Source organism: Bradyrhizobium sp. UFLA01-814 (genome assembly GCF_046718885.1).
GTDB lineage: Bacteria > Pseudomonadota > Alphaproteobacteria > Rhizobiales > Xanthobacteraceae > Bradyrhizobium > Bradyrhizobium elkanii.
On the sequence record NZ_JAQOSR010000028.1, the window covers coordinates 31,445 to 54,956 of the forward strand.

Here is a 23,512-nt window from a genome sequence, read left to right on the forward strand (position 1 = left end):
AGGTGAGTACCGCATCCCCCTGCGTTAGTGTCGCTCGACATCGATGCGGTTGAGGCCCGCGTTGGCACGTTCGAGCCGGTGAGGGGCACTGATCAACATTAGTGTCTCGGGCATGCACATCCTGAGGGGTAGGCAGAGGGCCGGAAATCCGCGCCCGTGGCGCTGGCTCCTGTTCGGTAACCCCGAGCGTCATATGGAAACGTTGTGCTCGTTTTCGACCTGCCGATGTCCCATCAATCCTAAGGTTTTCCAGGATGACTCCTACAAAATTGACAAAATCCGAACTGCAAGAGCGTGTCGCAAACGTGTTGCGCAGAACCGAGGCGCTGGAATCAGCATACGAAACCATCACGATCGGAGAGCTGGTTTCAAGGCGGGCGAGGACGCACGACTCCACGACGGCAATTGACGTGTTCGACCGCGGCGAGCGCGCGACGTACTCCGAAATGGATCGATCGTCCAACAGGTATGCACGTGCGTTGCATGAATTCGGCATACGCAAGGGCGATCACATTGGGGTGATGCTGCCCAATCGCATCGAATTTCCGGTCTTATGGTTCGCGATCGCCAAGCTCGGTGCGGTGATGATCCCGATCAATATGCGCTACACGCCGAGGGAGATCGAATACGTTCTCAGCGATACCCAGGCCAAGTTCGCCGTGGTCGATGAGTCCGCCTGGTCAGTGTTTTCGGCTATGGAACCTTGGCCGCAAGAGCTCGACAAAGAGCGAGTAATCTCCGTTGGACAGCTCTCCGGCGGGACAACCACTAACCTCAATCAATTGCTCAACGGCGTCGATGACTCTCCGGTGGAGGAGGATATCCAGCCCGATGACCTATTGAACATTCAATATACCTCGGGGACAACGGGCTTTCCGAAGGGATGCATGTTGACGCACGATTACTTTGGCGTGTTTTCGTTCCAGGGGGCGTGTTGGGACGTGCAGTCTTACCGGAGATATCTGTCAGCGCAGCCCTTCTTCTATATTGATCCGCCAACGCATCTTCTAAACTCGTATCGACAGGGCGGGACGCTCTACCTTGGCCCGCAACTCAGCTCAACGCGCTTCATCGGTTGGGTCAAGCAGCACCGGATCGAGTGGTGCCAGGTTCCCCAACTAGTAGCACGCCAGGCCGAGGCGGCCAACGAAGACGGTGCAACATGCCTGAAACAGACCCTTAATTGGGGATGGAGTCCCGATACGGTACGCAAATTTCGGAAGCGGTTTCGAGTGGGCACCCAGGAGGCTTACGGGATGACCGAGATCGGCTTTGGTACACGAATGGCGAACGATTTCGACGAGCTTGCCGACTCGGGTTCGGTGGGGATTTGCGCACCCTTTCGGGCGCTGCGGCTGATGAACGAGGATGGCAGCCCCACGCCAGTTGGCGACGTCGGCGAACTGTGGGTGAGGGGGCGCGGGATCTTCAAGGGGTATTGGGATAAGCCGGACGCAAATGCCGCATTGTTTGAAGGCGAATGGTTCAAAACCGGTGATCTTATGCATCGCGATCAACTCGGCTTTCATTGGCTGGTGGGGCGCACAAAGGACATGATAAGACGCTCGAGCGAGAACATCGCTGCACGCGAGGTGGAGACGGTCATTCGCGAAATTCCCGAGATTGTGGATGTGGCCGCCGTTCCCGTTCCTGATGCGAAGCGCGGCGAGGAGGTGAAGATTCACGTCCAAATGAGAGAAGGCGTCACGCCAGACAATCAAACGGTGGAGCGCGTTCTTGAGCATGCTCGTGCGAATCTTGCTGCGTTCAAGGTCCCACGTTACATTGCCTTTACTCCAATGCTTCCTAGAACCATCACTAGCAATAAAGTGCTCAAACGTGAGCTGATGGCCGTGGGAGATCCGCTTGCCGGCGCCTACGACACTGAAGAGAAGCGTTGGCGCTGAAGCGACTTGTTATCCTTGTTCGCGCAAACGCGAAGTTGCCGGTTCGATACTTCAAGCGATAAAGGGAGCCCATGACGCCGCTGATGTTCCGCTATTGGGGCACTCAAACCAGCCTGTTTCTGATTAGCCAAGCTAGCTGCATGAATCGATAATGTTAATCTAGCGAATCTTGAAAGCGTCTGTGGCTTTGAGCATGCCTTCACGCAGATCGGCCGTTATGCGATCCATTCAGCGGTCATAAAATCAACACACCTTCCCAAGCGAAAAATACGGCCACCCAGCGCAGCAAGTTCTGCGGCGGCTACAATGCGAGAACTGAAATAACGCGTTGCTCGTCACGAGAGCCATGAACGAAAGCTGGACTCGTGAGTACGTGCCCGGCCTGAAGAGATAGTCTGAATGGACATCCGCGAGTCGGATAGAGCACTTGCACAGGAGCCAAGGTCGAGACCTGATACCACGTGTGCCGAGCAACCGGCATCATGCGATCGGATTCGGACGCCTTCATTGGCCACATGCCGTCGCCGGGGCAATCACACCTTAGGGCGCGAGCGTTATACACAATGGAGTTGCCGACTACAAAAAATCGAGAAAACCGCCGATCTGGCTTTTGGACAGATCAAACTATCATCGAAAGGAGAGATTGCATGATTTCCGAGGTATTCATCACCTGTGCAGTCACGGGGGCTGCACCCGCGAAGCAGCCGAATGTGCCGATAACCCCAGAGCAGATTGCGCAGGCGGCGATCGAGGCGACGCGGGCGGGAGCAGCGGCGGTGCACATCCACGTACGGAATCCTGAAACCGGAAAAGGTTCGCGGGATCCGACGCTTTTTCGGGAAGTGGTGCTGCGGATCCGCAAGTCAAACGTAAACCCGGTGCTCAACCTAACTGCCGGCATGGGCAGTGACCTCGTGTTGGGCGGGCCGGACTCTCCTCTGCCGCCGGAGCCGCGGACGGATATGCCGGGTGCGATCGAGCGGCTGGTACATGTGGAAGAGCTGCGCCCCGAGATTTGCACGGTGGACTGTGGTTCGATGAACTTCGGCTCTGGTGAATTCATCATGGCCAACACGCCGGGAATGCTGAGCGCGATATGTGCGCGCGTACAAGAGCTTGGGATCCGCCCTGAGCTAGAAGTGTTCGATACTGGTCATCTGGTCCAGGTGCACGACTTGATCAAGGAAGGGGTTATCGACAATCCACCGCTAATCCAACTTTGCTTGGGCATTCGCTACGGAGCGCCCGACGATCTCAGCACTCTGATGGCGCTGGTGCATCAGCTTCCGCCGGGCGCCATGTACTCGGCCTTCTCGATCGGTCGGAAGCAGCTTCCATACGTGGCCTTAGCGCCCTTGGTTGGCGCCAACGTGCGGGTGGGATTGGAGGACAATCTGTATCTCTCCTGCGGTCGGCTAGCGACCAACTCCGAGCTCGTGCAGAGGGCAGTCGAGATTCTTGAGAGGATCGGCGTACGCGTGATGAGTCCGGATGAGATGCGCGAGAAGCTCGCGCTCAAAGTATCTTGAAATATCCAAAGCTCATTTCAAAGTTCGCATCTGAGAGGCGACCGCGATCGGTCGGACTTTGGGGAGTGAGGACTATCGGCGTCAGCTACCGACATACCGCCGCGTCTTGACCACCATCTTCGCGTGCGCTCAGCAGGCCACGCGTGGCCTGCACGGTCTATCTTCAACGGGGTCGTATCGCCCCCGATGGTGCCGCTAGGCCGAGGGGCGCTGTCCGGGGTAGAGCGGAGCGTGGACGAGGTGCTCGAGATGGATCTTATGCGGGAGTCAAACGTCTGGAGTTCAAGCAGCGGCTGCGGGCGGCGCCACGGGGGGCTGATCTGTTCGTCGATCTTCGGGTTTCGGCGGACACTGCTACAGTCGAAGATGGACGACGCCCACCAGTTCAACGCGTCCGCAAAGGGGTGGACTGGTTCACATAAAACTGGCTGCAGGAGGCAATGGCGCGAGGCGCGCATAACGCCACGGCGATCGTCGATCGGTTGATGCACCACAGCCACGTCATCTCAATCCGCAGCCACAGTTATCGGTTGAATGAGAAGCGTCGCAGTGGGTTTCTGCAAAAGCCAGCCGCATTACATGCCAAATCGGAGAAGAACGCAAGCCGCTTGTTACAGCACTGTGAGGGGCGCGCTTTGCGGGCTGCTTGCTTCAGTTCGAGCAAAGCAATAGGGGTTTGCTTCCTTATGTAGCCGCGGGATAGGCCGCAGTGCTCGACAGCGCGATCGAAATCCTTTGCGACGCGATCCCGGTCGCGCGTCGGGTTGGTTCCTTCCAAGCCTATTTTGGATGATATGTGCAACTTTGCACGGTTGCAGACGCGTGGCCGAGTACGATGCCCTGCAGATTGCTGGAGTTCTCCGCAGCGCAGCCAAGTTGCACGGTAACCTCGAGGCTTGTGGTTGAGTACATCACTAAGCCGTCAGCTCACTCAGCTCGGCCATGAAGTTCGGCTGATCCCGGCCGCCTATGTAAAACTGTTCGAGAAGCGAAAAAAGAACGCCCCGATCGATGCCGAGGCGATCTGCGAAGCGGCGTAGCAGCCGACCATGCGGTTCGCGGGCTGCGAATAGTGAACAGGCAACGGGCGGCGGGCCCGCTGTTTGGGAGCTGTGATCTGTCCGTACGGCCGCGAACGCAACTCATCAACGCGAGCCTGCGGCACCCTCACTGATATGGTGAGCCCTCCGAAGTGTCCGTCGCACTGGCGATGTTTGTCCTATACTTGGGGACATTGTGCTAGCGTTTGGCACGAGAGGCCCCGGTCGTCATTCGACGTTCCGTCTTGTCGTGTCCGCCATGTTCGATTCCAGATGTCTATGTCCGGAAGCGGACACCATGCTGCAAGAATTCCGCGGGCACGGCTCGAAGCATGCAGTTTTACCTTCTCCAAGCAAGTCTCGTAACGAGGTCGATAACGGCACGCCGCTTGCTTTGATGCGGTGACGGATTCGTAAGGACATGGGGCCTTGGGGTAGCGAGTCCTGGGAGTCACTTGTGGAACAGATCACGAGGCGAGGCCGAACCATTACCGCCCGGGCGGGGCGCACTGGATGGCTACCGTTGCCGGTCGACGGGAGATGCCATGACGCTTGCAGGTAAGGCGCCCGCACGTATTGAAGAAAGTCTCGCGCTTGCGCGCTTGCCCGCCTTACGCACTAACTGCCCGCGTCTGGTCCGACGCCTTTTTGATGGATTTCTGGATTCGGACGAAACGACTAGTGACTCAAGATGAGCATTGATGTGCATCTTCTTATTAACGGTCAATGGGAGGTGGGCAAATCCGGTTCACAACCTAACATCGATCCAGGAACCGGTCAGGCGGTCGGTGTCGTGACATTGGCAGATGCGGCTCAGGTCCAGGCCGCCCTGAAGTCTGCACAGCGCGCTTTCCCAGCGTGGAGCATGCAGATGGGCCAAGCACGAGGGGCAATACTGAAGGAAGCATCAGCCCTGCTGGCGGAGCGGATCGAAGACGTTGCGACGGGGCTTGTCCAAGAATCTGGCAAGACGCAGGCCGACGCCATAGGTGAGCTTCGACGCACGATCGAAACGCTGGCGTGGAATGGCGAGGAGGCGAGCCGGATTAGCGGGAAGGTCCATCAAGGCCTCGTCCTTGGCAGCACCCGGTTGTCTGTACCCACCCCTTTGGGGGTAGTCGTCGCGATTACGCCGTGGAACTTTCCCGCTGTGGTGATCGGTCGCAAATTGGGCGCCGCGTTGGCCGCGGGTTGCACGGTAGTTCTAAAGGCTTCTGAATTCACACCCTACACTGCACGATCGATCGTTCAAGCGCTGGTGGACGCTGGCATGCCGGATGGCGTCGTCAATCTGATTTTCGGTGAGCCAGCGGCCGTCAGCAGGCAACTGATGGCGTCCCCTCTGGTTAAGGCAGTTTCTTTCACCGGCTCCACGAGCGTTGGCAAGCAGCTCGCAGCACTAGCCGCGCTAAACCTCATTCGCCCGATTTTTGAGTTGGGTGGGCACGCGCCGGTAATCGTTTGGAACGATGCAGATATTGAGAACGTCGTGCGAGTCATAGCTCCCGCGAAATTTGGGTCGGCGGGCCAGTCATGTGTGGCGCCCACGCGCTTCCTCGCGCATTATTCGATTCACGATGCACTGGTTGATGCGCTTGTCGCGAAAGCAAGGACCTACAAGCTTGGGCATGGCGGGGAGCACAGCACGACGCTCGGGCCCGTGGCCCACGCTGGACGTGTAGCGTCTTTTCTACATCTCGTTGAGGATGCCGTCGCCAAAGGCGCCGTGATCAACACCGGTGGCAAGAGGCTCGATCGTTCTGGCTTCTATGTTGAGCCGACGGTACTTTCGTCCGTGTCACAGGACGCCGAGATCCTGCTCGAAGAACCATTCGGCCCTGTTGCTACGGTCCAGTCTGTTGGGACGATCGATGACGCTGTCGAATTGGCAAATGCCGGAGAATATTCTTTTGCCGCGTACGTCTTCACCGATTCGATCGGTATACGTGACCACTTGGTGCGTCGTCTAAATGCATCGAACATTGGCGTCAATCAAACTGCATTTTCTCAACCCGATGTTCCCTTAGGGGGACTTGGCAACAGCGGATACGGATACGAAGGCGGGACGGAAGGCGTACTTGCTTATATGCATCTTCGATTGATCAGCCAGTCACCGAGCTGACCTTCCAATGTGAAAAATCCGGAAAATCCCTAACGCTCATGTCAAACTTGATAACAATCCGAGAAGTGCTCGCGAGTCCAGGCCTTGGCTCATTCTTTTTCGACGACCAAGCAGCAATTAAGGCCGGCGCACAGAGCGAGGGGGCAGCCTACATTGGTCAAGCACAAACGCCCGGCTTCAGGGCAATTCGTGAGCCCTCCGAGTCAGTGTCCGTCATGCTTGTGCTAAGCGACGGATATGTAGCGAAGGGCGATTGCGCAAGCGTGCAATACACAGGGGTCGGCGGCCGTGAGCCGCGTTTCCACGCGGATCAATTGGCGACCCAGATGGAACAACAATTGGCGCCACGTTTGAAGGGCTTGGAAGTCCGATCTTTTCGTCAAATGGCGATACTTGCCGAAAAGATTATTGATGAATCGTTGCAATCCCCACGTGCAGCCGCGTATGGAATGTCACAGGCGCTGCTCGATGCTGCCGCTCACGTTGCGGGTCATCATCTGATGGCGCAAGTAATCAAGGACGAATGGCAGATCAAGAGGCCGTTAGCGATCGTGCCGATATACGGCCAGTGCGGCGACGAGCGTTACAGGAATGTCGACAAGATGATTCCCAAGAACGTCCCGGTCTTGCCGCACGGCTTGATCAACACGCCAGACCTGGTTGGTGTCGATGGAGAAAAGCTTGAAGAATACATTCGTTGGGTGAATAGACGAATTGCGCAATTGCGCAATTCGGATCACTATCATCCAGCAATCCACATTGACGTTTACGGCCTGATCGGCGCGTGCGCTGCCGGTTCGATAGACTTGACTGCGAAGATCATCCAGCGGCTCGAATCCGCGGCCTATCCGCATCAGCTACGCATCGAACATCCCTTGGATGCTGGTGGCCGGGACGCGCAGATCGAAGCATTAGGTACCCTGCGCCGCGCCCTCAGAAGTCGCGGCTGTAAGGTGGTCATCGTCGCCGACGAGTGGGCGAACACTGCTGATGACGTGCATCTGTTTGCAGAGGCTGGAGCGGCAGATATGGTGCACATTAAGACGCCGGATCTCGGGTCCCTTCACAACACCATCGACGCCATACTGGATTGTCATAAACACGGCGTCGGGCCATTTTTGGGCGGTAGCTGCACAGAAACGGATTTGTCCGCGCGCGCTACCGCCAACGTCGGCATTGCCACCACGGTCACGCAGGTACTGGCCAAGCCAGGCATGGGTTTTGATGAAGGTTTCAGCATTGTTTTCAACGAAATGCATCGCGTATTGCGCGTCGCGCAGATGCTCAGTCTGATCGACTGAATGGGTAACGATCATGAGCGGTGTCAATAGATGCACATCCGCCCGTGACGACGCCCACAACTCGTGTGAACTCTCGCGGATTGCCACTGTTCCTGTTCTTAGTAGCGTAGAAGTAGAAACTCTCGATTTACCGGCATGGTAAGGCGGCGACGGCCCACGAATTAGGCGGGTGTGATCCTGGCTCGTCGATCGGGGAAGTCGGTCGGATCGCTGTCGAGCTCGGTCGATAGCGTATCTCGATGGAGGACGTTTTGCACTTGGTCGCTAGTGTCCTGTCCTAAAAATTCGCCGGGTTGCGTGAGTTTCTGGAGAATAAAGTCGGCAGTAGCAGTCTAGACGAAGGGGCGAGCATCTGCATTGTGGGTGCGGATAAATGGGTACATTTTTTTTACCAGGCCGGCGGTAGATTCGAACGATGCCCGCCCGATCGCGCGTTGGGTGATGAGTGCGAAGAGGCGTTCGACCTGGTTAAGTCAGGAGGCCTAGGTTGGTGTGGGTGAATGTGCCAACGCGGGCGTCGGGCAAGCCTTGGGATGCGTGTGGGTGGCGTAGTTATCGACGACGAGATGGATGTCCAGGATGTCCAGTTGGGGCGGCACTTACTTCGATGTGGTGCAAGGCGAGGAACTCCTGGTGACGATGGCGGGGTTTGCAATGAGATGATGATTGCGCCATCGAGCGCGCAAAAGGCGGCGAGCACGGTGGTCGTGCCATGACGCTGGTAGTCGTGGGTGACGCCTTCGATGTAGCCGAACTCCATAGGAAGCGTGGGCTGGGTTCGTTCGAGGACCTGAATTTAGCTTTTCGCATCGACGCAAAGCACCACGGCCGCGGATTGAGATAGTGTCGCGCAGCTTCTCGACAAAGAAGGGACCGGTTGAGAGTTTGAAGCTGCGGGTACGGTGAGGCTGCAGCCCGAAGAATTGGAACAGGCGATGAACGGTGGTTTTGGCAATGCCCGTCTCCTTGGAATGGCGCGCACGCTCCAATGGGTTGGGGCTTTGGGCTTGCGAGCGAGTGTCTAGGTGATCGGCCGCAGCCTTATCCTCAACCGTGCGGGGCCTGCCAGTACGCATCTCGTTGCAGAGCCCCTCGATCCGATCTCCGATGAAGCGATTGCGCCATTTGGCGATCGTATAAGAGTCAACATCAGGCCGCGTCGTTACGATGGCATTGCTCGGCTCACGTTCCTAGGCCAGCACGATCTATGTCCGCAGCGTCAGCGTCGCAGGGAGCGAGCGCGACGGTGTTATGGCCGTGAGCTGCGTGCGTTTGGCGCTCGAAATTGTCAGCGTCGCCTTCGGCCGTCCGGTGCGCATCGGGTATCCCCCTCGATCAGAATACTCGAAACCAATGCAATAACCATGCTACGAACTTGCAGAACAGGACACTAGGTCAGCTCGCTCACTAGGCTGATTTGTTGCGGTATTAAGACCAAGTGGTACCAAAATGCGATTGCAGAGCTGCTGGCGAGTCTGATCAACACGAGCGCGCTCGTCGCTCATCAACAATCGCGGCTCCCGGTCTCCGCAATCTTATTTGCGATGCCTTTCGGCATCAGCGTAGCGGCCCCGTACGTGTGAGGACAGCGCGGTCGGTCGCAAACTAGGGACTATTCGAAGCACTGAAGGTATTCAGTTTCCCGACACCGACGACGCGCATCTACACGTCGGTATGCAGACAGACCCCTGGATCAAAGGCTACCAGCCTTAGTAGGTTCGCTTTTCGCGTTTCTCAGGTAAGCGAGGGAAGGCATTCCGGAATACATGCGTCAAGCAAATGTGGTCTGACTGGCGATTTGCGGAAAGTGTTCGAGCAAAAGGCAGCCAAACTCCAAGACACTACGATCGCCTCGTCGCAAAACATCTGCCTCGTAGCGGAATCCAAATGCATCGAACAACGCAGCTTGCGTGCATAATGCTGCCTTTACGAGACAATCCTCCTAATCGCATCACGGCTTTTTGTGACGGATACTCCCCCGATAGCCATTGCCAACTCATCATTGCATCTTCATCCTCAATCACGCACGACAGGATCACGCCAATGGAAACTGCCCATGCATCTCAAGTGTCGTCAATCGCGCCAGTCGCACTCAGGGAGCGAACCGGATCGATTAGCACCGCGGAGATAGTCTCAATGTTGAAAGGGGAGATCACCGGTCTACACATCAAGCGAGCCTTCAGCATCGAAGTCGCTGAGGAGATCTCCGCGAATTTTATTCGCAATCCCGGTCGCAAGGAGCGCAAAGATGGCGTTCCCGGACAGTATATCGGCGCATCTCACTACAAGAAGGATGCAGCCACCTATTTCGCTGAGTCGGAAACTGCGCGACCGTTCGTCGACGCCCTTTTTGGCAATTTAGTTGATCCGGTGCGCGGACTATTCGACGCGTTGAAACGCGAGCTTAGCGGTCATGGCATTGAGTTGCGGCTGGCTCGTTCAGAGCACGGTCAGGCCAATGTTTGCCGTGCGCTTTGGTGGTCTGGAACCGGAACGTATGCTTTGGAGCCCCACGACGATGTCGCTCAAGTCCTGTGTGCCGGGAACGGTTACGAACTTGCTGCGGTGGCGAACAACATCGTCGTAGCGCTCAACTTCTATCCCAGTATGCCCGAGGAAGGTGGCAACCTGCGGATCTGGAGCCATAAGCCGACGGTCGCGGACCGAAAGTCGCAGAGTGTTGAAACCACGGGCTACCCCTATTCGACAGATTATCTCAAGGCTGTACCTTCCCACGATTTTAAGCTCAACGTCGGGGATGCCGCGCTGATCGACGGTGGTTTCATTCACGGAGTCACTCGACAATTTGGCAACGGAAAGCGTCGCCTCCTGCTGAACAGCTTTTTTGGGTTTGCGCGGCCGGATCTCGTTCTTTGGTGGACTTAAACTCGGACATCGTTGTGACTGGGTATTACCCGCCGTCTCAAAGGGAGCGCAGTACACCTTTCTGCGTTGCGCAGGAGTTGTCGGTGGAACCGCGCACAAAGACCCGTGCAGGTGGAGCGACGTCGATTTTGTCGTATGTCTTCTGTGTAGCTAAGGAACTCCTGTGATGCTGGACTTGGCATTTGAACTTGTTCGGTACCTCGGCATTTCCATCTCACGTCAGCCTGGGAACTCAAGCCCGTCGGCGAGTTGCCGACGCGACGTACCAAGTGCGGTTGAGGGATTGTGCCTGATGCAGTGCGGTCCGAGTTCGCACGAACTAAGGGAAAATGACAGCGCCAGGCGGGCATGCCACGCGAAGTGGAGCTCGATGTTCTTGTCCTCGGTGGAGGACATACGTACCTTTCCCGGCGCTCCATCTCGCGGAGGACGGTGCACACGTCGCCGCGGCAGCCTGAAATCGAATTTGGTGGTTCGGTTGCAAGGTCGGTCTACCAACGCGAGCATGTGGGTACGCCGGACATTCCTCACCATTCGCTTGAGTAGGCGTTTGATAAATGCCTGATCGAGTTGCTCGGTCGCGGGCCACAAAGGCGTTCGATCTAATCGAGAGGTACAGAATTGGATGCTGACCCGAGCATGTGGATAGTTGGGCTCGCGCGTAGGGAATTGGAGATCTAGGCTATGCCAAACAGTCGCAGCGCCGTGGTGCTCCCGTCGAGGTCCTCATCCCGAGAGAAGCGCGCCTCAAAGGTTGGTCCCAGCGACCAGGCCGGTGCGCTCCTGGATACGCGCGCCGACACGATTCAGCCCTTAGCTTATGGCGTCGCGCTCGCGGCGGGGACGTGGACGTTGGACCAGAGTGATGCTCTCGCCTCCAGCAACAACGGTTCACGCTGGAACGTCGATACCACAAGCAGATTGGTGGCGCGGCTCTGTCATCACTGCCGCCGGTACCTATGCGCGTGGGGTGTGATAAGGTAAGACCAGACTTTATCTGCGTACCATAACTTCGTGACCATTCTCTGTCAGAGAACTTGAGAGCATCGATCTTGCGCGAACTGCGGGGGCGTCGGCCGCGAGACAGCTGCTCAGCTCATTTCGCTTCGTCGGCGAAGAGCGGCTTGTGTTAGGCAGTATCGATGACTAGTACGGTCGTCTACACCCGCAGGCCTGTGTTGTATGAACAAAAGACGAATTGGGTTTTGTATGTGGATGCAACCGTTTTTAACAAACGCAGCGTCTGCCGAGAGCGAGTCCGAACGCCGCGTCACCTCCGGCGCGCTACTCAATCTTAAGACGCGGTTCGAACGTTTCATCGCGCGTAGATCTTGCGGGCCTTAAAGCGCTAATTATTCGTCCCTAGATGAGGTACCATGTCGCTAAATGCTTACGAGGTTTTTGTTGCGATCGCGGACCGCGGTAGCTTTGCCTCAGCTGCGAATCAGCTGAATCTATCGCCGTCAGCGGTTAGCCATGCGCTTGCGTCGTTCGAGCAAGAACTCGGCTTTACACTCTTTGGCAGAAATCGCAGCGGCACTCGCCTAACCGCTGGAGGTAAAGCCCTGCTGCCGACAGTGAGAGAGGTGCTGCAGTGCAAGGATAAGTTGAGACAGCAGGCAGCGAATCTTCTCGGGTTTGAGTCGGGGACTGTGCGCATCGGCGCGTTCACTTGCGTCAGCGTCGCGTGGCTGCCGAAAATCATCCGCTCGTTCGCTGCCCGCTACCCCAAGATAGAGGTGTCCATCGAGCAAGGCGGGTACGACGATGTTGCCAAATGGATCACGAACAGCCAGGTTGATCTGGGCTTTACTATATTCCCTGTGCCGCCCGGGTTAGACGCAACGCCACTGTATGCGGACCCGCTTATGTGTATCGCGCCATTGGGCTTCGCGCCAAAGGGTAAAGCATATTTCACGGTTCCTGAGTTGGCCGACCACAATGTCGTGCTACAAGACTATGGAAAGGAAGCCGAGCAGGTTCTAGCTAAGCACAAAATCCCGATTCGATCCGGCGCGCGGGCAATCGACGATGCCGCCATCCTTGCAATTGTCGAGAGCGGGCTTGGAATAGGCGTCATGCCTCAACTGGCACTCATCAGCTATAAGAGTGCGGTCCAAGTGTTTCCGCTATACCCACTAGAAAGTCGAGTCATTGTGCTCGCCTCGCTATGCCAAGAAAGCCTAGCGCCTGCGGCCAAAGTGATGCACCAACATATCCGAACGTTTGTTGCCGGTTGGTCCAACAGTGAGGGCGGCAGTCAAAGCTGATCCCGACATGGATGCAGGCGAACCGCGCAGCGCAGCCAGTTCGTGCTCAAGACATCCAGAGGCTCTTCTTCACACCAAAATGCGAATGCACGGACGCAAGTGTAGATCTGATCTCGCGAAGACCGGTGGAGGGTAAGCGTCGTTCTCAGGCCACGGCTTTGAAGGCTTGAGCTCGGTAGGCCCAGGGCAGTAGCTGGTCGATGTCGCGGTTTGGATGCCCGTTGACGATCCTTGCCAGGACGTCGGTGAGATAGGCGAGCGGATCGACGTTGTTGATCTTGCAAGTCTCGACCAAGGTTGCGACGACGGCCCAATGTTCGGCGCCCCCGTCGGATCCGGCAAACAGCGCGTTCTTGCGACTGAGCTTGATGCCACGGATTGATCGTTCGACCGTGTTGTTGTCGAGTTCGATGCGGCCGTCATCAATGAAGCGCGTTAAGCCTTGCCAGCGCGAGAGGGCGTAGCGGATGGCCTCGGCGAGCTTGATCTTCTGGCTGATGAGAGCCAGCTTGGCGCGCAGCCATACCTCGAAGGCGTCGGCCAGTGGTTGGCTCTTCTGCTGCCGCACGAGGCGACGCTCCTCCGCGCTGCGGCCGCGGATCTCCTTCTCGATCGCGTAGAATGCGGCGATGTGCTTCAGCGCCTCGCTCGCGATTGGAGCGGGTCCGGCTGTCGCGAGTTCGTAGAAGTTGCGCCGCATGTGCACCCAGCAGAAGGCGAGCTCGACCTCGCCACGTTCGGCAAGCTTTGGATAAGCGTTGTAGCCATCGACCTGCAGGACGCCCTTGAAGCCGGCAAGATGGCTGAACAGCCGCTCGGCTTTGCGGTCGGGTGCATAAACATAGGCGATGCCGGGCGGATCGAGGCCGCCCCAGGGCCTGTCGTCGGCGGCATAGGCCCAGAGCTGGCCGGTCTTGGTGCGCCCTCGACCGGGATCGAGCACCGGCACCGTCGTCTCGTCGGCGAACAGCTTGAACCTCGCGCGAAGCACCGTGAGAAGGCGCTCATGCAGCGGGCGCAGATGGAAGGCGGCATGCCCAACCCAGTCCGCCAGTGTCGATCGATCGAGAGCGATGCCCTGGCGGGTATAGATCTGGGCCTGCCGGTAGAGCGGCAGATGATCGGCATATTTGGACACCAGAACCTGGGCGACGGTTGCCTCCGTCGGCATGCCGCCCTCGATCAGCCGGGCCGGAGCCTCGGCCTGCAGGACGCCATCTTCGCAGGCTCGGCAGGCGTATTTGGGACGTCGGGTGACGACAACGCGGAACTGCGCCGACACCATGTCCAGCCGCTCGCTCTTGTCTTCGCCGATCTGATGCAGGCGCCCTTGCAGCAGGGACAGGTCTTGTCGTCGATATCGACCACGACCTCGATCCGCGGCAGATGCGCCGGTAGTGCTCCGCGATTGTTGCGGCGCTTGCGTGCGCGCTCCGCCCGGCCCTCCGGAGCTGTCGCGTCTTGGCTGGCTTCCGTACAGGCCGCAACCGGAGCGGGCGCCGGCGAAGCTTCGCGCTCGATCTTCACAAACTGGCGCCGCGCAGATGCGACCAGCTTGCGTCAGGATAAGTCCTGGAAAGGAGGAAGAATGTGATCTGAAACCTTTCAACGTGACCCAGAGGGATCGACGCCCTCACGGCAAAGGCGGAGCCCGCCAGCCGGAAGCGAGTCTTGCATGGGTGGCGGCAACGTCATTCGTGAAGCGTAGACAGCGGGTACTGAAGCCCTGTGGCAGCCTCGAAATCATGGTCGTGCTGAAGCCTTCGCCGTGTTGGATCCGGGGGCAGCACTGGAAAAGCCGTTATGGTCAGGCTTACCGGTTCGGCCGGGGTCTCAGAGCAGGGCAAAGGTACGGGATGGGCCACCAGGAAACCTGAGAGGTCCCGTTTGTGTCCACATGAATCGGCCGGACAGGAGCACCGGCCTGAACAATGCTCCGGGCCCGATGACCGACTTGGCGAACATCGGGAGCGCAGACGCGAACACGAAACGCCAAGGCATGTGGAATCCCGAGGCGAAGACATAAGCTGAGGGACACGCGCGGCGGGAAGTCGTAGCGGCTTCGTAGTACCGAGGAAGGCGGGGAACTGGGCTCACCGGGACCCGCTGGAGGGAAGGGAGCCGCCACGCGTTAAGACCCATTGACGAGAAACACGGGAGGGAACGCTGAGTCCCACAAACCTGTCCACGAAACGACAATGGATAGCCGATCTGGCGAGGCAACATCCTGAGCGGGTGCTGACCTCGCTGCATCACCTGATCGATCGTGAATGGATGCTCGAGGCCTATCGTCTGACGCGCAAGGATGGCGCGCCCGGCGTCGACGGCATGATGGCGACGGACTATGAGGCGAACTTGGACGTCAATCTTGATGATCTCCTGGCGCGCATCAAATCCGGCCGCTACATCGCGCCGCCGGTGCGACGGCACTACATCCCCAAGGCGGATGGCACCGAACGGCCGCTGGGCATCCCGACACTGGAAGACAAGGTGGCGCAGCGGGCGATTCTCCTGCTGCTGGAGCCGATCTACGAGACGGACTTCTTGCCGTGCTCGTACGGGTTCCGATCGGGACGATCGGCCCATGACGCTCTGCACGCCCTACGTACAGGGTTCATGGAACAAGGGCTGCGCTGGGTGGTGGACGTCGATATCTCGAAATACTTCGACACCATCGACCACGCACACTTGCGCCGATTCCTCGACCAGCGAGTCACGGACGGTGTCGTCCGGAGGATGATTGATAAATGGCTGAAGGCGGGGGTGGTCGAAAAGGGCATCCTGCGCCGCACGACTGGTGGAACACCCCAAGGCGGCGTGATCTCGCCACTGCTTGCAAACGTCTACCTGCACTATGTGCTGGACGAATGGTTCGAGTATGTGGCGCGACCGCGGCTCAAGGGGCGGTGCCAACTGGTTCGATACGCTGATGATGCGGTGATTGCCTTTGAGGACCACCTGTCCGGCAAGCGATTGCTGAACGTGTTGGCCAAGCGGCTTGATCGGTATGGGCTTCAACTCCATCCGACCAAGACCCGCTTCGTAGACTTCCGGTTCAAACGCCTCGGCGGGCGTCATCCTGCGACGGCGGGGACCACGTTCAACTTCCTTGGCTTCACCCACGTGTGGGGTCTGTCGAGGCAAGGCAAGAATGTCGTCCGTCAGATAACGGCAAAAGACCGCACGCGCGCTGGCTTCTGTGATGGAATGGTGTCGGCAAAACCTGCACTGTCCATTCCGGGAGCAGCACGCCCATCTGTCGCGGGTGATCCGGGGGCACTGCGCCTACTACGGCATCTCCGGAAACGGCCGACGCATCAGATGGTACCACCACCAAGTCACGCGGATATGGAGGAAATGGCTCGCACGGCGTGGCCGCCACAGCAATCTGCCGTGGACGCGCTTCCGAGCCATGCTCGCGCGATACCCGCTGCCAACAGCCAAGATCGTCCACCAATATGCCGTCTCGTGAGCGAAGCTTGCGCGTGAAGAACCGGATGCGGGTAATCCGCTCGTCCGGGTCTGTGAGGGGCGGGGATGGCAACACCCCCGCCTACTCGGCAGAACGCGAGCGTGCCGGACAGGGCGTCCGCACGCGTCTCTCGGGTCATGGTCTTGTAAGCCTGATAGCCATCGCAATGGATAATGCCGCGGTAGCCTTCGAGCAGCCTCAAGCCATGAACGGCGCCGCGGCCGGGTGCATAGGCGTAAACCACGCCAGGCGGGTCAGGTCCGGCCCACGGCCGGTCATCGCGCGAGAGCGCCCAGAAGTAGCCCGTTTTGGTCCTGCCGCGCCCCGGATCCAGCACCGGCGCCGGGGTCTCATCGACACAGAGCTTGGGGGACTCGAGTAGAAGCTTGCGCAGACGATGCCACAAGGGCTTCAATTCCTGGGCGGCATAGCCGACCCAAAAGGCGAGCGTGGAACGGTCGATGGCGATACCGTGGGTCGCCAGCATCTGTGCCTGGCGGTAAAGCGGCAAATGCCAATGATACTTGGCGTCGATCACATGTGCGACGAGCCGCTCGGTCGGCAATCCACCCCTGATCAGTCGCTCGGGAGCAGCGTGCTGGAGAACGACCCCCTGGCAGGCGCGGCAGGCCAGTTTGGGCCGGCAGGTGACGATGACGCGATACTGCGCCGGTACGACGTCCAGCCTCAGGCTCTCATCGCGGCCAATCTCAACGAGATCGCCTTTGCAGGACGGGCAGCAGGTTGCAGTCGGCATCAGCGTTTCGACGATGCGTGGCAAATGCTCCGGCAGCTTGCCATGATTGGCCCTGCGCTCGGCAGCTCTCTTCTCGCGTGTTTTGGGATTGGCGCGGTCCTCGGCTGCTTCGAGAGCCGCGACAGCCTGATCGATATCCTCCAGAACAAGCTGGAGCTGATCAGCGTCAAGCTTTTCCGACGATCGACCGAACTGCGCATCTTTTGCAAGCTTGAGCAAGCGCTATGGCACGACGAGCCTGTTCATCTTCCTCGACGCGCATCGGCCTTGGCGCAAGGTCAAGGTCACCGACAGCCGCGCCGCAGTCGACTTTGCCGCGTGTATGCGTGAACTCGCCGACGTTCACTTCCCCAAGGCAGAGCGCATTGTCTGAGACCGGTAGTCCACGAGACGGGCGTACACATTCTAAGCTAAGACACTTGCTCCTTCTCAGTACGCACCGAGCGCTTTTGCAAGATCATGTCATCGAGCGTCCTTATCGGCGCGCCACGCCTTTCGTTCGTGGCATTCTCGGTTAGGGCCGGATCGGTCGGGAATGCTCCCGGCTAGACCTTCTACTCGCCCCGGTCCATTTTGGCAGGTTGAATCGTCCGTGGCGATAATCTCGCTTGGACTCTTTGAGCAAGCGATGTCGTTCCGGGACAACGATATTCAACTATCAATTTCGGCAGTTTCAAAACTCGGCCTTCCAGATAGTTTGCGTCGCGCCACCTATGAACATCCATGAGAAGACGTTCGAGGAGTCCCAGTGTCCGAGATGCCGGCCATAGTTCTTGAGAAAGCTTCAAACAATGGACCTGTTTTGCTCGGCATGGCCGAGTGTGATGTCCATATCGTGGCAAATAAGCTTAGCGAGTATGAACTGCGTTTCGTTCGCTGTAAGGTCATTAACCGAGAGCGGCCACAAGCCGATCGAGGAATTCGTCTATATATGTCGAAGAATCCTGATGCGGACGCGAGCATTATCGGAAGTCTGAATGGATACGAGGATTTGAATAGGCTGCAAGAGGCCAGGAGACATCTTATTAGGTATCCAGTGATCGGTGGCTCCAACCTGGAGATCACCAGAGAAGAAGAAGTTCGCACTAGGCAAACGGTGCCCTCAATGGGCGAGGGCCATGTTTTCGACCAAGTGTCCGAACTGTTTTCTACTCTTGCTGGTCTGACAAGGCGAAGATCTTTCGCGGTGTCGCCAGGGTGGAGCATCGCATCATGAGCCCGCTTAAGATTGCCATTGTAGGAGCAACCGGCGCCGTCGGCGCAGAGCTGATCAAGCTGTTGGAGGAGTCCCGCATCCCTGTTTCGCAGCTAGGGCTAATTGCGTCATCGCGCTCAGCCGGGCGTCAAATAACGTTTCGGGGAGGCGCTTGGCCTGTGGACGTGATCGAGGGCGCGAGTAATGCTACTTTCGATTTGGTCTTCTTCTCGGCGGGCGGAGCGATCAGCCTGGAATGGGCTCCGCGGTTCGCAGCAAGCGGCGCACTGGTGATAGACAACTCAAACGCGTTTAGAATGAATCCCGATGTGCCGCTCATTGTCCCACAAGTGAACTCCTGCGCGCTGACCTCGCGGCCAAATCGTGGGATAGTGGCAAATCCAAACTGTTCCACAATACAGTTGGTGCGAGCCATTCGTCCGCTGGTCCAAGCACTCGCCATTCGTCAGATAGTGTTGACTACGTACCAAGCGGCCTCCGGGGGAGGTTTGAGGGGCATCAACGAATTGCTGACCGGTTCAAAAAGCGTACTGGATGGAACCGATGAGTCATCCAGCCAGCGTTTCCCGGTCTCGCTTGCTTTCAACGTGATACCTCAAGTGGGCGAGTTGTCCGACGACGGGGTGACGCTCGAGGAGCGGAAGCTGATCCAGGAATCGCGCAAAATATTTAGTTTGCCGGAACTGAAGCTGACCGCAACCTGCGTACGCGTTCCCGTAACAAACGGGCACTCGGAAGCCGTCTACATCGAGTCTAGCGAGTGCGTTTCGCTGAATTACGTGCGTGAACTCCTGTCGCGCGAGCAAGGTATCCAGCTTTATGATCACGCAAGTTGCCGCCCCTATCCGACACCACGTCTGCTGGAACATCATGGCGATGTTCATGTCGGCCGCATCCGAGTAAATCCCGATGATGGCCGAGGGCTTTGGATGTGGGTGGTTGCGAACAATCTGCAGGTAGGAGCCGCACTCAACGCAGTTCAGATTGCAGAACTAGCGGTTCGTAACCGGCTTGTAGGTGAAAAATGCACGTAACGGTCCTGAAGTTCGGTGGGGCGTCCTTCCTAGAGCCCGATGACTATGGCCGAGTGGCTTCGCAGATAGCGAGGCGACGAGGTGCGGGCAAAATCGTCGCCGTAGTCAGTGCAATGTCCGGCACGACGGGCAAACTAAAAGCAGTGATGCTTGATGTCAACAATCGCGCGCCACCATCAGCTTTGGATGCAGCGCTTGCCACGGGAGAGATGCTAAGCGCATGTTTGCTGGAGGCTGCTATCAGCCGGCTTGACATCCCTGTCGCGTCACTGTGCGGCTATTCATTGGGAATTAGCACGAATTCTGATTTCGGTCGTGCTTCAATCGAAGAAGTAGATTCAACGCCTGTTTTCAGGGCGCTTAAAAATAATGACATTGTCATAGTCACGGGCGGTCAAGCAATTGATCGGTCGGGAAGACTGACCATGTTGGGAAGAAACAGTTCTGATTTGACGGCAGTGGTCATTGCTGCCGCATTGAATTGTCCATCTTGTGAAATTTACTCAGATGTATGCGGCGTGTACACTGCAGATCCCTATATCATTCCTGGTGCGCGATTGATCCCCGAACTGACATATCGGGCTACTGCTCAGATGTCTCAACATGGCGCAAAGGTGCTGCATCACCGCGCGGTGGAGTACGCGGAACGACATGGCGTCTCGATCATTTGCAAGTCGTTGCAAGGCGATGGGGAGTTCGCTGGCACGCGGGTGGGCCACGGGCGAGAGGCTCACTCCGTTGTGGTGGCTCGTGATGCGACGCTGCTCTGCTACAATGAGGTGAGCGACCGTGATCTAGCTTGTTCGAACTTAGATCAAATTGAAGTTGGCGCTATCCCGCTGACGACTCAAGGCGGGGATGCTTGTGTGTGCCTCACCAGCGACGCTGATTTCGCAATCCAAAGACTTGAACGGACCGGCCCACTTCCGAGTTCAATTGAATCAGCCACTTTAGTAAGCGAGATTGGACCTGGAGAGCCACGTCATCACCTTGAGCACGAATTTGAAAGGGCGGTCGACTTGGCCAAGCGTATTCACGGGACACTATATCCCGAAGAAGACACAAAGTTCATCGCCAAAGCCAATAAGCAGCGTTCGCCTTATAGTTCTTTGCTTCTCAGTTCCTGACCGTTTTGAGGGTGTGTACTGGCTTCAGCTGTCCAGTGATCTCTGCGGCCAAGGCCGAATCGTTCGATTCCTGTCCGGGTTCGCGGAAGCGAAGACGCTCAAGTTCGCTTACTCACCCGCCCGGTGCTCATGCCGCCTTAGGCCCGCAAACTCGTAATGCGCAACTATTCACCATCGTTGGCCACTAACTCGAACCATAGCGCCAGCTCGCATTCAGGCATCGCGAATTCATCGGCAAGCATCAATCGTTTCGGTTGGATCGGATCTTGTCGCGTTCGGTATCGTCAGACTACATCAGTGATTTCCGGCGCGCATCATCTTGCCGACAGGACTTGCCTTGATGTGTCCGAGAACGGATTATACTCTTATCAGGCGACGTCCCGGGTTGCGAAGCGAAGAAGTTCCAGCGAGCGAAGGACGTGGTCACCGGCAGGCGCGGGAGTGATTGATTTGCGGTACCTGGGCGGGGGCCGGCCGGAGCTGTGGGCTCGTTTAGCCCGCAATGCGGCCGGATCCCGCCGCTTCTTGTCTACTCATTGATGGCAGCTTGGCCTGGCGCCAGAAAGCCATCTCAATGAGCGGATCTTGTCGGCGATGAATGGATGTCGAGCGCCTTCCGTTGTCACTCACGCCGAGAGTCCCACCGACGCTGACCATCCCCTCTTACGAGGCCCGTCAGTCCAGCAACGCCATCGTTCCATACGGCGCTCGCCAGACTTGTAATAGTCCGCCTTTCTTGGCGAACGCATTTCAACTTGATCGATCGTGGCAAGTACCGAAGGATCATCACTATCACAGCTTATGCCGGGGCCGACCATCGAGGTCCCCAAGATTGAGGAAACGCCGAGGAAAGTCTGTTCGCCGATTCCGTAAACGGTTGCGCGAACCTGGCATCGTTCTCGGCCGTAATGGACGATTGCGCGCGGCTCACCATAATGGCGAGCGTGATTGAAGTGCGAGTATCCCTTCGGCACCCTCAGCGAAAGAGCGGTATTCATCCCAGAGCCGCGCTATCACGGTGAGGCACTCTTGCAGAGTTTGATGGATAACTAAGTGATTCCAGCTCTGCGGCGAGTGGCCGGAGCACCAAGACGCACTTGAATACTGTGAACGACAGAAGACTACGGGCATTGGTAGGTTCCTCGCTCCTGGTTCTCAGGTAAGTGAGTGGAGCAATCTCAGGAAGACTGGTTAATGCCACACGAGCTGCGCCGAAATGTGCGCACGCTCCGACCACCGAGTCCACACCCGGCGAAATCCGCGAGCAGCAGGCTTGCTTTGAATAAATTACTTGGAGGAAGGCGACCATGGATCAAATGACTAGCGAGTCGCTTGGTATGCAGTCTTTGGAAGACCTGGAATCAAATGTTCGCTCATACTCGCGTACATTTCCGGCCATTTTCAGTCGAGCGCGCGGCTCCATCATAGAGACGGAGGTTGGCCGAAAGGTCATTGACTTCCTCTCCGGCGCCGGAGCGTTGAACTACGGCCACAACAATCACGAGATCAAAGCTGCTCTTACTGAGTATCTAGCGTCGGATGCCGTGGTCCACTTGCTCGACATGGCAACTCCCGCCAAGATTGAGTTCATGGAGACGTTCAGCTCCGTCATACTTCGCGAACGAGGGATGCAATATCGTTTCCAATTCACTGGGCCAACTGGTGCCAATGCTGTCGAAGCGGCATTGAAGCTCTCACGCAAAATCACCGGACGCCAAAATATCATTTCATTCACGCATGGATATCATGGTGCGAGTTTGGGCGCGATTGCTGTAAGCGGTAATCGATTTTATCGCGCGGCCAGCGGCGCTCCGTTGTTTGGTGCAACTTTCATGCCCTATGATGGCTATCTTGGGCCTGGCGTTGATACGGTGGGCTATCTGCGAAAGGTATTAACGGACGAGAGCAGTGGCGTCGATCATCCCGCTGCCATTCTCGTCGAAACTGTGCAGGGAGAAGGGGGGATAAATGTTGCTCGCAAGGAATGGTTGGAAGCAATTCAGGCCACGGCAAAAGATATTGATGCCCTTTTCATCGTTGACGATATCCAGATGGGCTGTGGTCGGACAGGCGAATTCTTTAGCTTCGAGTTCGCAGGGTTATCGCCAGATATTGTCGTACTATCGAAATCACTGAGCGGGTATGGTCTCCCATTGTCAATGTTATTGATCAAGGAGGAGTTCGACGCGTGGCAGCCGGGAGAACACTCCGGTACGTTTCGAGGAAACAATCTCGCACTTGTGACTGCGACCGCCGCTGTAGATATATATTGGCGAAGCAAGAAATTATCGCAGGAAGTGGAGCGGATGGGAAAATTTATGCGGCGCCGACTCGAGTGTATTGCATCCGGTCACTGCAACAGATTTGCTGTTCGAGGGCGAGGCATGGTGTTGGGATTTGATTGTCAAACGGCAGAGATAGCAGCGTCCACGGCACGAAAGGCGTTCGAGAAGGGGTTAATTATTGAACGATGCGGATCCACTGATGAGGTAATAAAATTTCTGCCCGCACTCACGATCGACTCCGAAACACTAATTCGAGGAATTGATATATTCGAAGAGTCGTTGACGGAAACATTGAAAAAAGTCGATCCGTGATGAATTGGCTTGCGTGGTATTTCATCCAGATGAGACGAGTTGCGCGCGGTCGCGCGACAGATAGCCGCAGAGAAGTAAACTCTGCGCGCCGCGTGTCGCGGCGGCGGCGCTGCATTCGCGCGGCACGGAGAGCGCAATCCGCCTCGTCGGACGGAACTGGCGTGGTGCTGACGATAGATGGCTTCGCCAAGTACGTTTCAGTCATCCGCCGTTCCTGGCGTGCTGCGTGTAGTCGATCGAGCCTGCGGCGGAGA

The 23,512-nt window shown here is 57.4% G+C and carries 12 protein-coding genes and 5 pseudogenes; 14 read left to right on the plus strand and 3 right to left on the minus strand.

The window, feature by feature from the left end:
* The first annotated feature begins 254 nt into the window (after positions 1 to 254).
* From PMN64_RS11370 to PMN64_RS11395, 6 genes and pseudogenes are all read left to right on the plus strand, one after another.
* Positions 255 to 1,907, plus strand: a complete 1,653-nt coding sequence (locus tag PMN64_RS11370) for an AMP-binding protein (RefSeq protein ID WP_411780756.1) — start codon at positions 255 to 257, stop codon at positions 1,905 to 1,907.
* A gap of 647 nt (positions 1,908 to 2,554) precedes the next feature.
* Positions 2,555 to 3,436, plus strand: coding sequence for a 3-keto-5-aminohexanoate cleavage protein (locus PMN64_RS11375; RefSeq protein ID WP_411780757.1), 882 nt, complete (start codon positions 2,555 to 2,557; stop codon positions 3,434 to 3,436).
* A gap of 461 nt (positions 3,437 to 3,897) precedes the next feature.
* Positions 3,898 to 4,128, plus strand: a pseudogene (locus tag PMN64_RS11380) (ATP-binding protein); the annotation flags it as partial.
* Positions 4,129 to 4,338: 210 nt separating this feature from the next.
* Positions 4,339 to 4,476 (plus strand): hypothetical protein, encoded by a 138-nt coding sequence (locus PMN64_RS11385; protein WP_411780758.1) that lies wholly within the window; start codon positions 4,339 to 4,341, stop codon positions 4,474 to 4,476.
* A gap of 691 nt (positions 4,477 to 5,167) precedes the next feature.
* Positions 5,168 to 6,598 carry an aldehyde dehydrogenase family protein gene (locus tag PMN64_RS11390; RefSeq protein WP_411780759.1) on the plus strand — a complete coding sequence of 477 codons (1,431 nt, stop codon included), beginning with the start codon at positions 5,168 to 5,170 and terminating at the stop codon, positions 6,596 to 6,598.
* A 38-nt stretch (positions 6,599 to 6,636) separates the two neighbouring features.
* Positions 6,637 to 7,899 carry a methylaspartate ammonia-lyase gene (locus tag PMN64_RS11395; RefSeq protein WP_411780760.1) on the plus strand — a complete coding sequence of 421 codons (1,263 nt, stop codon included), beginning with the start codon at positions 6,637 to 6,639 and terminating at the stop codon, positions 7,897 to 7,899.
* Positions 7,900 to 8,234: 335 nt separating this feature from the next.
* Here the strand turns inward: PMN64_RS11395 and PMN64_RS11400 are convergent.
* Positions 8,235 to 9,218 (minus strand): annotated as a pseudogene (locus tag PMN64_RS11400) (IS630 family transposase); the annotation flags it as partial.
* 724 nt (positions 9,219 to 9,942) lie between these two features.
* On the opposite strand from PMN64_RS11400, the gene PMN64_RS11405 reads away from it, so the two are divergent.
* Positions 9,943 to 10,785 carry a hypothetical protein gene (locus tag PMN64_RS11405; RefSeq protein WP_411780761.1) on the plus strand — a complete coding sequence of 281 codons (843 nt, stop codon included), beginning with the start codon at positions 9,943 to 9,945 and terminating at the stop codon, positions 10,783 to 10,785.
* 1,376 nt (positions 10,786 to 12,161) lie between these two features.
* Positions 12,162 to 13,055 (plus strand): LysR family transcriptional regulator, encoded by an 894-nt coding sequence (locus PMN64_RS11410; protein WP_411780762.1) that lies wholly within the window; start codon positions 12,162 to 12,164, stop codon positions 13,053 to 13,055.
* 145 nt (positions 13,056 to 13,200) lie between these two features.
* Here the strand turns inward: PMN64_RS11410 and tnpC (PMN64_RS11415) are convergent.
* Positions 13,201 to 14,513: pseudogene (tnpC, locus tag PMN64_RS11415) on the minus strand (IS66 family transposase); the annotation flags it as partial.
* A 777-nt stretch (positions 14,514 to 15,290) separates the two neighbouring features.
* Between tnpC (PMN64_RS11415) and ltrA the strand changes: the two are divergent.
* Positions 15,291 to 16,544 (plus strand): group II intron reverse transcriptase/maturase, encoded by a 1,254-nt coding sequence (gene ltrA / locus PMN64_RS11420; RefSeq protein ID WP_411780763.1) that lies wholly within the window; start codon positions 15,291 to 15,293, stop codon positions 16,542 to 16,544.
* A 71-nt stretch (positions 16,545 to 16,615) separates the two neighbouring features.
* Here the strand turns inward: ltrA and tnpC (PMN64_RS11425) are convergent.
* A pseudogene (tnpC, locus tag PMN64_RS11425) lies at positions 16,616 to 17,506 on the minus strand (IS66 family transposase); the annotation flags it as partial.
* Here tnpC (PMN64_RS11425) and PMN64_RS11430 point away from each other — a divergent pair.
* From PMN64_RS11430 to ectB, 5 genes and pseudogenes are all read left to right on the plus strand, one after another.
* Positions 17,502 to 17,651 (plus strand): annotated as a pseudogene (locus tag PMN64_RS11430) (IS630 family transposase); the annotation flags it as partial. The pseudogenes tnpC (PMN64_RS11425) and PMN64_RS11430 overlap by 5 nt on opposite strands.
* A gap of 381 nt (positions 17,652 to 18,032) precedes the next feature.
* Complete coding sequence (locus PMN64_RS11435; protein WP_411780764.1) at positions 18,033 to 18,500, plus strand: hypothetical protein; 468 nt, start codon at positions 18,033 to 18,035, stop codon at positions 18,498 to 18,500.
* Positions 18,497 to 19,534 carry an aspartate-semialdehyde dehydrogenase gene (locus PMN64_RS11440; protein ID WP_411780765.1) on the plus strand — a complete coding sequence of 346 codons (1,038 nt, stop codon included), beginning with the start codon at positions 18,497 to 18,499 and terminating at the stop codon, positions 19,532 to 19,534. Before PMN64_RS11435 ends, PMN64_RS11440 begins: the two co-directional genes overlap by 4 nt.
* Positions 19,525 to 20,661, plus strand: a complete 1,137-nt coding sequence (locus tag PMN64_RS11445; protein ID WP_411780766.1) for an aspartate kinase — start codon at positions 19,525 to 19,527, stop codon at positions 20,659 to 20,661. The genes PMN64_RS11440 and PMN64_RS11445 overlap by 10 nt, the downstream gene beginning before the upstream one ends.
* 1,337 nt (positions 20,662 to 21,998) lie before the next feature.
* Positions 21,999 to 23,258, plus strand: a complete 1,260-nt coding sequence (gene ectB / locus PMN64_RS11450; RefSeq protein WP_411780770.1) for a diaminobutyrate--2-oxoglutarate transaminase — start codon at positions 21,999 to 22,001, stop codon at positions 23,256 to 23,258.
* Positions 23,259 to 23,512: the final 254 nt, after the last annotated feature.